The organism is Neobacillus cucumis, assembly GCF_016908975.1.
In the GTDB taxonomy this organism is placed as follows: domain Bacteria; phylum Bacillota; class Bacilli; order Bacillales; family Cytobacillaceae; genus Neobacillus; species Neobacillus cucumis.
Genome location: NZ_JAFBEX010000017.1, coordinates 105,296 through 120,445 on the forward strand (window position 1 = coordinate 105,296; position 15,150 = coordinate 120,445).

The 15,150-nt window shown below is 37.3% G+C and carries 13 protein-coding genes; 2 read left to right on the plus strand and 11 right to left on the minus strand.

Features of this window, described 5'->3' with window-relative positions; all coding sequences use genetic code 11:
• Positions 1 to 248: 248 nt before the first annotated feature.
• Positions 249 to 1,226: a DUF2515 family protein gene (locus JOC76_RS20995; protein ID WP_205180732.1), complete on the minus strand. Its 978-nt coding sequence runs from the start codon at positions 1,224 to 1,226 to the stop codon at positions 249 to 251.
• Between the two features lie 117 nt (positions 1,227 to 1,343).
• Here JOC76_RS20995 and recU point away from each other — a divergent pair, with 117 nt between their 5' ends.
• Both recU and JOC76_RS21005 read left to right on the plus strand, forming a co-directional pair.
• Complete coding sequence (gene recU, locus JOC76_RS21000) at positions 1,344 to 1,946, plus strand: Holliday junction resolvase RecU (protein ID WP_205180733.1); 603 nt, start codon at positions 1,344 to 1,346, stop codon at positions 1,944 to 1,946.
• Positions 1,947 to 1,990: 44 nt separating this feature from the next.
• Positions 1,991 to 4,630, plus strand: a complete 2,640-nt coding sequence (locus JOC76_RS21005) for a transglycosylase domain-containing protein (RefSeq protein ID WP_205180734.1) — start codon at positions 1,991 to 1,993, stop codon at positions 4,628 to 4,630.
• A 266-nt stretch (positions 4,631 to 4,896) separates the two neighbouring features.
• Here the strand turns inward: JOC76_RS21005 and JOC76_RS21010 are convergent, their stop codons facing one another.
• From JOC76_RS21010 to panB, 10 genes are all read right to left on the minus strand, one after another.
• Complete coding sequence (locus JOC76_RS21010; protein ID WP_205180735.1) at positions 4,897 to 5,253, minus strand: YpoC family protein; 357 nt, start codon at positions 5,251 to 5,253, stop codon at positions 4,897 to 4,899.
• Positions 5,254 to 5,907: an endonuclease III gene (gene nth, locus JOC76_RS21015; protein WP_205180736.1), complete on the minus strand. Its 654-nt coding sequence runs from the start codon at positions 5,905 to 5,907 to the stop codon at positions 5,254 to 5,256. It abuts the gene before it with no gap.
• Positions 5,908 to 5,970: 63 nt separating this feature from the next.
• Positions 5,971 to 6,669 (minus strand): DnaD domain-containing protein, encoded by a 699-nt coding sequence (locus tag JOC76_RS21020; RefSeq protein ID WP_205180737.1) that lies wholly within the window; start codon positions 6,667 to 6,669, stop codon positions 5,971 to 5,973.
• Between the two features lie 126 nt (positions 6,670 to 6,795).
• Complete coding sequence (locus JOC76_RS21025; RefSeq protein ID WP_205180756.1) at positions 6,796 to 7,983, minus strand: pyridoxal phosphate-dependent aminotransferase; 1,188 nt, start codon at positions 7,981 to 7,983, stop codon at positions 6,796 to 6,798.
• A 31-nt stretch (positions 7,984 to 8,014) separates the two neighbouring features.
• Entirely contained in the window at positions 8,015 to 8,488 is a 474-nt protein-coding gene (locus JOC76_RS21030; protein ID WP_205180738.1) for a cell wall elongation regulator TseB-like domain-containing protein, read from the minus strand.
• A gap of 114 nt (positions 8,489 to 8,602) precedes the next feature.
• Positions 8,603 to 9,442 carry a ComEC/Rec2 family competence protein gene (locus tag JOC76_RS21035; protein WP_205180739.1) on the minus strand — a complete coding sequence of 280 codons (840 nt, stop codon included), beginning with the start codon at positions 9,440 to 9,442 and terminating at the stop codon, positions 8,603 to 8,605.
• Between the two features lie 48 nt (positions 9,443 to 9,490).
• On the minus strand, positions 9,491 to 12,289 hold the full coding sequence (gene dinG / locus JOC76_RS21040) for an ATP-dependent DNA helicase DinG (RefSeq protein WP_205180740.1): 2,799 nt from the start codon (positions 12,287 to 12,289) through the stop codon (positions 9,491 to 9,493).
• A 134-nt stretch (positions 12,290 to 12,423) separates the two neighbouring features.
• The gene (panD, locus tag JOC76_RS21045; protein ID WP_205180741.1) at positions 12,424 to 12,807 is read right to left on the minus strand and encodes an aspartate 1-decarboxylase; all 384 of its coding nucleotides are present in this window, start codon (positions 12,805 to 12,807) and stop codon (positions 12,424 to 12,426) included.
• Positions 12,808 to 12,838: 31 nt separating this feature from the next.
• Positions 12,839 to 13,687: a pantoate--beta-alanine ligase gene (gene panC / locus JOC76_RS21050; protein WP_205180742.1), complete on the minus strand. Its 849-nt coding sequence runs from the start codon at positions 13,685 to 13,687 to the stop codon at positions 12,839 to 12,841.
• Positions 13,684 to 14,520: a 3-methyl-2-oxobutanoate hydroxymethyltransferase gene (gene panB, locus JOC76_RS21055; protein WP_205180743.1), complete on the minus strand. Its 837-nt coding sequence runs from the start codon at positions 14,518 to 14,520 to the stop codon at positions 13,684 to 13,686. Before panB ends, panC begins: the two co-directional genes overlap by 4 nt.
• Positions 14,521 to 15,150: the final 630 nt, after the last annotated feature.

The following is a 15,150-nucleotide window of genomic DNA, read 5'->3' on the forward strand; positions in this document are numbered from 1 at the left end:
AAAGAAAGTGTAAAAACTGCATATATTACATTCTTTTTCGACACCTTGATAAGACCGCATGAAATACCGTTAAACCGCACATGCTAGTATTGGAGGTGTTTTTAATGGCGAAAAAGAATAACCCATCAAGCAAACAATCAAAATCTGTGACAGAGCAAAAAACAGGCTATGGGGATAAAAAGCTTGAAGGACCAAATCGTCCTGCAGAGTAAAAATGATAAAAAAGCAAGGATTAGTTCCTTGCTTTTTTATTTCCACTCTTCGAACTTTAACGACTGTTTTAGTGAAAGTAATAAGTGGAGTTGATTCGATTTCTCATAATACCAGTCTGTAAGGTGAATAGTATGATGATGATGAGCTGGTAAATACAACCAAGCAGGTAAAACAACGCGCTTCTTACTCCAATCTTGATATTGATGTTGATGATGCGCAATCACTGGAAAAGTTGTTCTCAGTAATGGGGTTTTCCGCCCCGTCTTTATTTTAAAATACTGTTCATAATCGAATCTCGAGCCAGTATGTGGGGTCCTTTCCGCAAACTCAAAAAAATAGGGGAACAGCCTTGGATGAGAAAGAATGCTAGCCAGCCTTTTCCCTAAGTTAATTCGTTTGGAAAGAGATTTAAACCCATTTACACTTGCACCATAAACCTCTCCCCCACAAGTCGGAAATAATACACAGCTAAAATGGAGCCAATCTTGTAAGTAAAAAAGGAAAGAATTGAATACCTTTCTTCTATAAACTGGATGTTCAATAACAGGGGTTTGAATGACATTTTGCTCATTAATAATTAACGCCGTGGTCAACCTTTTCTTATCATTCTCTTTCCAATAACGATACCATTCTTTTTGAATAAAAGCTGAAATATTGAAATAACGAAGTAAATGAAACATAGGGCGTTTCAATTCCGAAGAATAGTGATAGAGCATAAGTTGAGGAAAGACGTCATGAAAAATCAGCCAATTGGCACGTTCATAAGTCAAAAAAAGCTTTTTTCTTATTTGCGGCTCTATTAATTTTGGAAAAATATCGCCTTCAAGATCACACATATTCCAGCCGCCGTTTCTGGAAACCATACTTGCGAGAAAAGACCAAATAATATCCGGATGATTTTTAAAATATTTAAAATAGGCATCTGTTCTCGAAATATTATCTACATTTCTTTTATTGGTTTCGCTTACAATTTGACGGATAATTGTTTGTTCCTGTATTGTAAGATGATTCATCCTCATCTTCCTTATTTTATCGAGATTTTTATTAGATTGTGTTTACAAATTTATTTTATTCACCCCAATTTGTACAAAGATTTGGTATGATAAGGAATAGTTTGAGAGGTGTTAACAATGAATCTAAACTATCCAAATGGAAAAAAGTACAGTCCAAAGGAACACTTATCAGACTCTCCTGATAAAAAGAGAAAAAATGGATCTTATAGTAATCGGGGAATGACACTTGAGGAAGATTTAAATGAAACCAATCAGTATTACCGGGAAAGAAAAATTGCGGTCATACATAAAAAGCCTACACCAGTACAAATTGTTCAAGTGGATTATCCAAATAGAAGTGCTGCTGTTATAAAAGAAGCGTACTTTAAACTAGCATCAACAACAGACTATAACGGAGTATATAAAGGAAAATACATTGATTTTGAAGCAAAGGAAACTCAAAATCCCACCTCATTTCCATTAAAGAATTTTCATCAACATCAAATACAACATATGGAAGAAGTACTTGACCAAGGAGGTATTTGTTTTGTCATTCTCCGTTTTACTAAATTTGAGCAGGTATATCTGCTTGAAGCCCAGCACTTATTAACCTATTGGGAGAGAATGAAGAATGGAGGAAGAAAATCCATAACAAAAGAAGAAATAGAACAAAAGGGTCATTACATCCCACTTGGATTTCAACCAAGAATTGACTATATTAAAATAATAGAACAACTTTAAAAGACTTCATTTTTTTCACAGGGATTAGAAAGGAAGGAAATCATATGTCTGAACAATACGAATCAAGAGAGGAGCGCAGGAAGCAACTCCAATCCAAAGGCAAGAATAAAAAGCAGAAAAAACCTCGAGGATTATTCAAAAAAATTTTTCTAAGTTTAGTTGTTCTCGGAATTATTGGAATACTTGCCGGAGTGGGGACTGTCGCCTACATGGTTAAGGATGCTCCCAAGCTTGATCCAAAATTATTAAAAGATCCTATCCCTTCAAAGATTTTAGATAAAAATGGCAATGAAATTTCTGAAGTAGGTGCGGTGAATCGGGAATATGTAAACTATAAAGACATTCCAAAAGTAGTGGAAGACGCGGTTCTTGCCACTGAGGATTATCGTTTTTATCAGCACCATGGTATTGACCCTATCCGTCTCGCGGGTGCGCTATGGGCTAATTTGCGACATGGCTATGGTGCAGAAGGCGGCAGTACTATTACACAACAAGTTGTCAAAAACGCCTTTTTAACTCAACAAAAAACACTCAAGCGTAAAGTTCAAGAAGCTTGGCTTGCTACTCAGCTTGAACAGCAATATACGAAACATCAAATTTTTGAGATGTATGTGAATAAAGTATATGTATCAGAAAACAGTTATGGCTTGGCAACTGCAGCAAAAATGTATTATGGAAAAACATTAAAAGATTTAACATTAGCTGAGGCTGCGCAACTTGCCGGGATGCCTCAAAGTCCTAATAGCTACAATCCATTTAACCATCCAGATTTGGCTGAAAAAAGACGGAATATTGTCTTATCTTTAATGTACCAGCACGGCTATATAACGAAACAACAAATGGATGCAGCTAAAAAGGTTTCTGTAGCGGATACAGTATTGAAGGGTGATCAGCGAAAAGTTGATGATAAACCATATGAAGCATTTGTAGATGCAGTTATTGATGAAGTTAACAGCACAACTGATTTTGATCCTTATACCGATGGATTAACCATTTATACTACGCTCGACAAAGATGCTCAAATTCATGTTAATAATATCTTAAATACGAAGGATTCTAGTGTAATCCCTTATCCAGATGATCAATTCCAGGCAGGGATCGTCTTGCTTGATACCAAGACGTCAGAAATCCGAGCAATTGGAGGCGGAAGAAACCAACAGGTACAACGCCCCTTCAACTATGCTATCGATACGAGAAGGCAGCCTGGCTCTACTATTAAGCCTGTGCTTGATTATGGTCCGGCAATCGAATATTTAAACTGGGGTACCTATGAAATGATCGATGATAAGCCAATTACTTACTCTTCAGGTAAGAAATTTGGTAACTGGGATCACAATTATAAGGGCCCAATGAGTATCAGAACAGCACTGCAATTATCACGTAATAGCCCTGCTGTCCAAGCATTGCAACAGGTTGGCTTGGATAAAGCGAAAAACTTCGCTGTTGGTCTTGGGATTCCTTTAAAAGAAATTTACGAATCATATGCGATTGGCGGTTTCCAAACAGGGGTATCCCCTCTGCAAATGGCCGGTGCATATGCTGCTTTTGGTAATAATGGTTTCTATACTAAACCACATGCTGTTGATAAGATTAAGTTGCGTGACGGGACAATGATCAATACAGCCCCAGAAGCTAAAGTTGCTATGAAGGACTCGACTGCATTTATGATTACGGATATGTTAAAGAGCGTACTCAAATATCCTGGCACAGGGACAAGAGCCCAAGTACCTGGTCTTCCAATTGCAGGTAAAACAGGAACAACCAATTATACGGATCAGGAAATGGAACAATGGAATATATCAAGCACCTCTGTTCCAGATGCCTGGTTTACCGGCTATACAACGAATTATACAGCATCTATATGGACAGGTTATCCAAGCAGGAAAACGCCAATTACAGCAGTTGGCAGCAATCAGCGAATTGCTCAGCTCTTGTTTAAGAATTTAATGGCCTATGTATCAAATGACATTGATACTCCTGATTTTACAATGCCTAATAGTGTTCAAAAAGTCAGGATCGAGAAAGGAACCATGCCTGCCGTATTAGCTGGTGCATATACTCCAAGCAGCCAAATTTCAACTGAATATGCGGTTAAAGGATATGCCCCTAAAAAGGTTTCGTTTAAGTATAACAAACTTAGTGCACCGACAAATCTTGCGGCTAAATATGATGAAACAAGTGGAAATGTGGTTGTATCTTGGAATTACAATAATACCACAAACAATAATGTTAAATTTGATATTACAGTTAATAATGCGTCTCCGAGCCATTACACTCAATCGGAAAATAGCTTAACCTTTAAGGCCAATCCTGGAGTAAAATATTCAATATCCCTCTTTGCTTATAGTGGAACTAATGATAGTAATGTAGTATATACTTCTATTGAAATTCCACAAGCTGGAGGGCAAACAGACCAAGGGACAGGGACTGATACCGGAACTGATACTGGAAATGGAACCGGAACTGGTACAGGGACTGATACTGGTACAGGGACTGATACTGGTACAGGGACTGATACTGGAAATGGTACTGGTACAGGGACCGGGAATGGAAATAATAATGGAAATGGAAATGGTAATGGAAATACGAACAGCGGTCAAACTGGGGGTACGAATCCACCTGTTTCAACGCCTGTAACTCCGCCAGCAACTACCCAAAGTACAGGAACACGTGAGAATGAATAAGAACAAGCCAATCCGGCCGAAAGGTTGCATTTTAACCTTTTGGTCGGATTGGCCTAAATGTGGAGGCGACTGCCCTGGGACTCTAGACTAAGACGCCCCCTGTAAGAAGGCGCTTTTTGCCTTCTTCAGTGGGTGGCTTAGGCTTCGAGTCCCAAGGAGCCGTAACTGGATATGCTTATGACCTCGAGGGGCTAGGCGCTGGAGCTGGACTATTCTCGAAGTCAAAATTTATATATTCTTTTCTGTAAAAAAAGAAATCGTCTAGGTTAAGTCCTAGACGATTTTTTTACGATATTCCCTTTAACAAATTGCTTTTCCTGCTCGATCATTAATTCACTAAGTTGTCGATATGAATGGTATAAACCTGGTCTAGATTTAATAAATCCTAATCTCTCTTCCAAATTAACCGGTTTGAATGGAAATTGATTTAAAGTGATTTGATTATGAGGTATGAAAGTTTCATCATTTGTTAGATATAAAAATTGCAGAAAAAGATTGATTCCCTTTTCCATCCATTGGTTAGTGCTTTTAAAGTCACGTGCACGAAATAATGGTTCTAGCTGCCGTTGTATACTTTCCCATTCTGCCATAAGACTAGCAGCTGTTATGTCAAGATTATTCATTTATACTTGAATCCCTTTCATTCTCTTTTTCCCTTCACGGCACAGCTCTAATAATGGACAGCTTGGACATTGTGGATTTTGGGCTTTGCAATGATACCGTCCAAAAAAGATTAACCGGTGATGCGTCAGAGACCATTCTTCTTTCGAAACCTTTTTCATTAACGTTTTCTCCACTTCAAGGACAGAGTCTTTCCATCGGCAAATTCCCAAGCGTTTACTGACTCTTTCTACATGAGTATCTACCGCTATGGCCGGTATATTAAACGCAACCGATACGACTACATTAGCGGTCTTCCTGCCTACCCCCGGCAGCTTTGTTAACTCATCTCGATCCATCGGAAGCTCACCATTATACTCATCTAAAACAAGCCGGCATAAACTTTGAATGTTTTTAGCCTTATTTCGATATAACCCAATGGAGCGTATATCATTTTGTAGTTCTTCCAACGATACCTTTAAATAATCTTCGGGAGTTTTATATTTTTCAAATAAACTTTTAGTTACTTTATTAACAAGTGCATCGGTACATTGTGCCGATAATGAGACAGCAATCACAAGTTCAAAAGGATTGCTATGATTTAATTCGCAGTGTGCATCCGGAAACATTTTACCTATTTCATCTAAACAAAAACGAATTTGTGTATTATTCAGCAAAAAAATCACCTATTTCAAATAAAATAAAAGAAAACGAGAGAAACTCCCCTCGTCGATTGTTTCTTATTGTTCCAACCAATTATAAAAAGGGACAACTGGCTGGTGTCCATCATCCTTGGAATGTGCTTTATCAGTTTGTTTTTGGCGGAATTTACGTCCATGATTTTTCGCTTGATCAATCGTTTTGATACCATTTTTCTTCCATTCAAAGAGAATTCTATCTATATAACGGAAGTTTAATTTTCCTGACATGACAGCCTCTCTAAGTGCAGCTTTAATAATCATTGGATCGTGATGATCATCGTCCATCCACATACCAAGGGATTCACACTCAAATGGAGATAGCGGACGCCCAAATTCTTTCTCGAAACAAGTATACACATCTGTTTCTTCTGTTTTCTTTTCTTGTTGCCGTTCTATCTGGTTATTTAATAAAAACTGTTCAACAAGTTTCTCCCATAAAGGCTTTACGGAGTATTTTTCAAACCGAATGCCTTCATTAGTATATTGATCAATAATTTCAATAAAGCCTCTTTGAATCAACCGTCTTAGCATTGCATTACAATCAGCAATAGAAACTGTCATTCTGGCCGAAAGCTCTTCAGGAGTAGGAAATTCATTTCCTTTCTCAATAAAAGTTATGATATTTAATAATAGAACAAGTTCTATCTCGTTTAAATTCAAATTTCGATATTCTGAGAAAAGCAAAGTAGGAATCGTAATATTTCCTTCTTGCATCCATGAAACTATATTTGATTTCATCGTTCAATACACCTCCTGATTAGTATAACACGAACCAACCATTCGAGTAAGAGTATTAGGAATCCATCTTTGGAAGGAAAAACAAAAAGTCTGCATTATGCAGACTTTTGTTGTTTATCGTCTTGTTTAAATATTAACTTTTGCAGTTACAAATTGACCGATTCGTTCCACCGCTTTTTCAAGTTGTTCCAGCGATGTAGCATAAGATAGGCGGATATTATCCGGAGTTCCAAACCCTGAACCTGGGATAACGGCTACCTTTGCTTCTACAAGCAGAGCCTCAACAAAGTCATCAACACTATTAAATCCTGTCAATTCCGCTGCATTCTTTACATTTGGATAAAGGTAAAAAGCACCCTGTGGCTTTACACATGTAAACCCAGGAATTGCAACCAATTTATCATAAATAATCTCTAATCTCTTCTCAAATGCCTGTCTCATTTCTTCCACTGGCTCCTGTGAACCATTGTAAGCGGCAATGGCAGCATATTGGGCTGTTGTGGTAGGATTGGATGTACTATGGCTTGCAAGGTTCGTCATTGCTTCAATAACTTGTTTATTACCTGCAGCATAACCAATTCTCCAGCCTGTCATACTATGAGATTTGGATACTCCATTGATGACAATTGTTTGCTCCTTCAAATCAGGAGAAAGCTGTGCAATAGAAACATGTTGGGCACTACCGTACACAAGTTTCTCATAAATTTCATCTGAGACAATTAAAATATCTTCTTCCAAACAAACTTTACCTAGTTCTATGAGTTCTTTTTCTGTGTATAACACACCTGTCGGGTTGCTAGGTGAATTAATAATTACTGCTTTAGTTTTATCTGTAATGGCTTCTTTTAATTGCTGCGGAGTAATTTTAAAATGATTTTGCTCTAGTCCGTCAACATAAACAGGTACTCCGCCTGCTAATTTAACTTGTTCAGGATAGCTAACCCAATATGGAGTTGGAATAATTACTTCATCACCATCATTTAGGATTACTTGAAATAATGTGTAAAGGACATGTTTTGCTCCATTCCCTACAATTACTTCATTTGGTTTATACGATAATCCTTGATCAGTCTCAAATTTATTAATAATAGCCTTTTTTAAAGCAGGTAGGCCTGCTGAAGGTGTATACTTTGTATGCCCCTCATTCATTGATTTTACAGCAGCATCTAAGATATGTTGGGGTGTATTAAAGTCAGGTTCTCCTGCTCCTAATCCAATCACATCTTCCCCTTTTTCTTTCAATTCCTTAGCTTTTGCTGTAATAGCTAACGTAGTAGATGGCGTAAGTGCCATTACTCGATTTGCAAGTTTAATTGCCATATCTCTTTCCTCCAATCTCCGCACGCTATAAGTTTTCAATTTTTTTTAGCCATTCACCGGTTTCAAAGTGAACATAGTAATAATTTATTAAATTATTTTCAGAACGGTAGTAAATTTCCCATAATGGAATATTTTTTTCCATTCCGAGCCGTACTGAAATAATTTTCTTAGGTTGTGTTTCCTGCAATAACTTCTGAATCGCTTCTTGTTTAGATATACCATCTTTCGCCATTTTTATAATGACTTTTTTGCTCTTATCTGGGATCCAGACAATTATTTTATTACCTTTTTTATTTTTCCCTTCAATCACATTCACAGTCTCATTTCCATGGTATATATGAAAATCATCTATTTCACTGAATTGCACTTTTTTTTCAGCAAGTGCTACAGCTTTATTTTCTGCCGCTTTAACTGGTTGAACGGCTGAAAAATAAACTTTAACTAATATACCAATTATGACTAAAATTGCAATTAAGGGAATAAAAATCCACTTTTTCATTTTCTCTTTCACTTCTTTATGTAGAATCTTTCTAAATTATTATAACAGGATAAATCACGATGTGTTATTAAACTTGTCTAAATTAGAATATTTTTTTCATTTTTACTTTTGCATTTATTTCTTTAGGGGAATGGTAATAAGCTCGTAATTTGATTCAGTAAATTTAATAGTGACAGTCCCATGTTTCTTTGTGGAATACACTTCAGACCATATCCCCTGTAAATCATGTAATAAATCCTGATCTAGCTTGTCTTCGTCTGCTCCAGAAAGGATGGATATTTGCGGATTAAGAGTTTGGATTAACTGATCAGACAATGACTCTTCCGTAAGGTTGATTGGAATTTTAAAGACATTGACATCTTCAAGTTTTTTGGATAAAAATATTTGTTCCGCACGTTGACTAAAAGAAGTCATCATAAATAAGTTGTGTTTATAAAAACGAAGCATCAAGTCCATTCCCTCATTCTCTTGATTACCGACGAACTGGACGTCCGCAAACATGTCAGGAAGGATTTCTTTGTTTATACCTTCTTTCCAAACCGTTACTCGTACTTGATTTAACGGTTCTCTTGGTAATTTATAAGATACATCCGCTGTTGTAACAATTTCTTTGATATTAAATTTTTGGATTAACCCTGCTAATTTCTTGATAGGCAGTACTTGAGCATTATTGGTTAGGATTAAGGTGCTTAGCTCCTTAACATTATAGAGGGAAAGCCATCCTTCTAACTCCGCTATATTCCCTTCTCCTCCAATATTAATTAATATATTTTCTCCATTAGGGCCTTGGACAAGCGTCGCCTCACCTGTAGAAAGGCCCAAAAAAGTAACAGCAGCTTGGTGTTCTGCTAAATTCACATCAATTTTTTCAACTTCTGTAGGCAGTGTGGGTACTGCCTTAACCGTCATACTGCTTGGAATTAGTAAAGCTATGATCACTAGTAATATTCTCATACACATTCCTCCAGGATATTTATAGGATGTGTAATTTTCCAAATATTATCATATCCATTTTTGAATAAACTCTGCTAATTCCACCATTTTTCCTTTTTTAATTGGTACGGAAGGTATAGACTTCAAAAAAGCTTTTCCGTACTGAGTAGTGACAATTCGTCTATCAAATACAATAACAATTCCGCGGTCCGATTCATTCCTGATTAATCTGCCAAAGCCTTGTTTAAATCGAAGTATCGCTTCAGGAAGAGAGTAATCAGAAAAAGCATTCCTTCCTTGTCTTTCAATTAATTGACACTTGGCTTCTACTAATGGCTCATCTGGAGGGCTAAATGGGAGTCTGACAATAACGAGACATGATAGGTCTTCACCTGGTATATCGACCCCCTCCCAAAAGCTGCTCGTTCCTAACAGGATGGCTTTTTCATACCGTTGAAAATTTCTCGTTAGTCTAGTTCGGCTTCCACTTGATATTCCTTGAGCGATTAACACATATTCATTAAGGAAACCACTTTCTTTAATTAAATCATACGTTTTCTTAAGCATGTCATAAGCAGTGAAAAGGATAAGCAGCCTTCCTCTTGCTGCCTCCGCAATCGTAATAATATGTTCGGTAATCGCAATTACATATTCATCTAGTGATACAGAGTTTATCTCAGGCAAATCGTCAGGAATCAGCAGCTGAACCTGGTCCTTGTATTTAAACGGTGAAGGAATGGTCATATGAACTGTTGAATCTTCCTCAAGACCAATTTCTCTCATTATATATTTAAACGAATGATTAACCGATAGGGTTGCGGACGTCAGTATGACCGCTTTCTTCGTTTTGAAAAGTCTCTCCCTTAGCTGCTCTGCGACAGTTGCAGGTTGTGCCAAAAAGGTGGTTATATTTTGGGGTGACCGAGTATCCATCTCAATCCACTTAACTTCATTTGTATCTTTAATAAAGCAATTAATCAAGACGTTACGAAATTCATTAAGCTCTGTCACAAATTCAGAGATATTCTCTAATTTTTTTTGTTCTGAAATTGATATTAAGGCTTTCTCTGCCTTAAACAAGTTAAGACGGCTTTCTATGGCCATGAGTACATCTTTTAAGATAAAGGACAATCTTTCAGCACTGTGAGTAAGTGCCTTTCTTTCTCTTCCAATATCGGTAGAAGCAAACCGTACTTTTATCCGATTGTTCCCTTTTTTATTATTAGTCTTTGTTTTAGCATAAAGCCCCATTAATTTAAAAAATTCATCCATCTCATAATGAAAATCTACAATTAATTGATTTAGTTCAAAAGTATGTAACAAGCTTGAGCCCGTAGCAGAAAAACGTGATAATATCTGCTCCATATCATAAAATAGTTGTCTTTGCTCATAGGTACCAAACTTGCTAATTAGTAACCGGGTCGATAAATAATCTAGTGAATAGCCAAAGAACCGGCTCGCAGCCTTTTCTAAGTGATGCCCTTCATCAATGACAATATAATCAGATGCAGGCAATAAGGAACCATCACCTTTTATATCACTTAATAATAATGAATGGTTGGTAATAATAATATCTGCTATTTGGGCATTGATAATGGCTCGTTGATAAAAATCTTTTTCCTGCCAACGCTTATCTTCGAAAAATACCTTAGGTTCTTCCCTTATTTTGTCCCAATATAAAAGTCCGCCGCTTGATAAGTTTAATTCATCTTTGTCACCAGTCTCTGTTTCAGTTAACCAAACCAGTATCTGCATTTTAGTTAAAGTTGTATCATAATTATCGTTTTCATCCAATAACGATTGATGAAATTTCTCTAGATTTAAATAATGATTTCTCCCTTTTAATAGAACAACTTTTACCTGAAAGGGGAGAATTCTAGACAAAAGTGGTATTTCATTCGTTAAAAGTTGTTCCTGGAGCTGAATGGTATGGGTGCTGACTATTATGGGCTTGTTGTAGTCTTTAGAAAAATACGCCAGCGGCAAAAGGTAACCCAGTGACTTCCCCACACCAGTTCCAGCTTCAATTAAAGTATGCCTAGAATGTTGAAGAGAGCGATAAACTGTATCCATCATTTTAAATTGGCCCACACGCTTTTTATATGAGTTCAAACCATTACGAATAAGGGCAGCCTTATCTTCTTCACTTTCAGGGTATTGAATTTTTTCCTTGTTTTGTAACTCATGATTGTTTTCTGGTTTAGTTTTCTTTAAAGCCAAATCGTTTACGATTTCAATAGTATTTAATCCTGATGTACCTTCAAGTGTCTCTCTCATCTCTTCGAGGAAAAGCTGCAAATCACTTTTTAATCCTCCAGATAAATGTGTTAACTGTGTAAGTGTGACTGTTGGTAATGATGATAGGCGATTTAACAAAAGTAAAAAAAGCTCCGCAGTCACTAAAGCGTCACTGTCTGCCTGGTGCGGTCTGTCATGTGAAAGATTCTCTTTTTCCGCTAAATCTGAAAGCTTATAACTATCAGCAGTAGGATAAAGAATTCTGGCCATTTCTACCGTATCTAAAACAGAACCATAAAATCCTTCAGACCCTGCTAGGAGTAATTCTTCTTGAAGAAAGGACAAATCAAATAATACATTATGAGCAACAAAATAGGCCCCTTCTAACAGAGATTGAACCTTTTCGGTTATTTCAGAAAATAATGGTGCATTCTTGACCATATCATCATTGATTCCAGTTAATTCTTCTATAAAAACTGGTATTGGTTTTTGTGGATTGATTAATGATGAGAACTGCTCAGTGATTTTTCCATTTTCAATAACCACAGCGGCAAATTGGATAATTTTATCACCTTTTTTTGGTGTATTACCCGTTGTTTCTAAATCAACCACAATAAACTTATTTAACATGTGTTACACCCCAAACCTTCATTCATTAAAAGGTACATAACTTCTTAATAAATAAAACTGATAATGATTTAAATTCTACCATTGTCTAAGTGATTTTTAAAACAATTAAAAAAATCCCCAAAAAATGGGGATCTCTACATAATAGTATGTGCTGGTTCTGCATGAAGAAGATCTTTAATTTGATTGTTCTCATCCATTATAGCAACCTTAGGCTTATGGGAAGTAACTTTCTCTTCTGGTATTAATGCATAAGAAATAATAATAACCGTATCACCAACTTGGACAAGTCGAGCGGCAGCCCCATTTAAACAAATGACTCCACTACCTCTTTTACCGGGAATAATATAGGTTTCTAATCTGGCACCATTGTTATTGTTTACAATTTGAACCTTCTCATTTGCTGCCATTCCAACCGCATCAATAATATCTTCATCGATTGTAATACTGCCAACATAATTTAAATTGGCTTCTGTAACTGTTGCGCGATGGATCTTCCCATTCATCATGGTACGAAACAAGCTGATTCCTCCTCCGTCTTGCTAGTGTTTTCTAATCTATTTGAAAAATAATATTGTCTATTAATCTTACCCTTGAAAATTTTACAGCAATCGCAATGATTATGGAACCATCTAATTTTTCCAGAACTTTTAGTTGGGGATAGGATAAAATTTCAACATAGTCAATTTCCCCATCAGATTCACTACTAATTGCTTCCTTGATCATATTTACAAGTTTATTGGGATTCCGCTCACCGTCGATAATTGCTTTCTTTGCTTTTTGCAAGCTTCTAAATAGGATAGGTGCTTGCTGTCTTTCTTCTGGTAATAAGTTAACATTTCGTGAACTTTTCGCTAAGCCATCCTCTTCACGAACAATGTCGACCGGTACTAATTGGATTAGAAAATTAAAATCACTAATTAATCCATCAATTACAGCGACTTGTTGGGCATCCTTCTTGCCAAAATATGCTCTTGTAGGCATAACTATATGAAATAACTTTGTAATAACTGTGGCAACCCCGTCGAAATGACCTGGTCTTGATTTGCCGCATAACACATCGGTTCGTTCCTGTACAACTACCTTAACGGATGACTCGTGTGGGTACATTTCCTCTACCGAAGGATAAAAAAGATAATCTACCTTTTCAGCCTCGGCAAGGGCACGATCACGGTCAAAATCACGAGGATAAGTTGAATAATCTTCTTTAGGTCCAAATTGTAAAGGATTAACGAAAATACTTAGGACAACAATATTATTTTCTTCCCTTGCCTTTGAAATAAGCGTTAAATGACCTTCATGCAGGAAACCCATAGTAGGGACGAATCCAATAGATTCCCCTAATGTTTTATGTTTCATTATTTCGTTCTGCATATCTTGAATGGTAGTTATGACCTTCATTTTTTGCCTCCATAAAGAACTTTTAGTTCCTCCTCTTTCATCGTAAAAGAGTGTTTATCTTCCGGAAATTGATTATTTTTTACTTCAGACGTATAAGCCTGAATCGATTCAATCATAAATGGATTTACCGAATGGTATTGCTTCACAAATTTAGGTACCCTCTCGACACCATATCCTAATACGTCATGATAAACTAAAACCTGTCCATCTACATGAAGTCCCGCTCCAATTCCAATGACAGGAATAGCAAGTGATTTTGATACTTCCTCTGCCAGTTGTTTTGGCACACATTCAAGGACAAGTGCAAATGCTCCTGCTTCCTCAACCTTTTTAGCATCCTCCAACAGTTTTTGAGCAGCGTGAGCATCCTTCCCTTGAACCTTATATCCCCCCAAAACTCCAACGGATTGTGGGGTTAATCCTAAATGCCCGCAAACAGGAATACCAGCTTGTGTTAATGCATTGATCTTTTCTATAACACCATCTGCACCTTCAAGTTTCACGGCATGTGCCCCTGCCTCTTGCATCAATCTTCCTGCATTTATCAAGGTATCACGAACGGATAGATGATAAGCTAAAAATGGCAGATCTGTTACGATAAAGGTATCTTTTGCTCCTCGTTTTACTGCTTTAGTGTGGTGTATCATATCTTCCATTGTTACAGGAATTGTTGAGTCATATCCTAGAACAACCATTCCTAGTGAATCCCCAACAAGGATCATGTCTACGCCACCTTGTTCGGCTTGTTTTGCTGACGGATAATCATAGGCGGTAAGCATGACAATCTTTTCTTTGTTTTCTTTCATTTTTAAGAAATCAGTGGTTTGCTTCATCAAATTTCCCTCCTTTAATACTGGGAGAGGTGATAAAACGCCAATAAGGAGCAAATAAAAAAGATCCTTCTTAAGGCAGAGGATCTCGTCATTACTCATATGCATCTTCATCCCTCTGTCCCGGTCCGTTATACGGATCTAGGCAGAAACCTTTTTAATTGTAGTATTTGTGTCAAAAAGGTGCAGTTCTAAAGAGATACTGCCCAAGAAAATTATAGCATGTTATCAGAAAAGCGCAAGCGCCTTGTTTAGGGGCGACCGGCATAAGACGAGCCGGCGAGAAGGCTGTTTTTTAGCCTTCTTGACGGATTGACCTAAATGTGGAGGCGACTGTTTTGGGACTCTAGGCTAAGACGCACCCTGAAAGAAGGCGCTTTTTGCCTTCTTCAGGGGGTGGCTTAGACTCCGAGTCCCAAGGAGCCGCAACTGGATAAGCTTATGACCTGAGCCCCTAGGCGCTGGAGCTAGACAATTAGAAAAGCGCAAGCGCCTTGTTTAGGGGCGACCGGCATAAGACGAGCCGGCGAGAAGGCTGTTTTTAGCCTTCTTGACGGATTGACCTAAATGTGGAGGCGACTGTTTTGGGACTCTAGGCTAAGACGCACCCTGAAAGAAGGCGCTTTTTGCCTT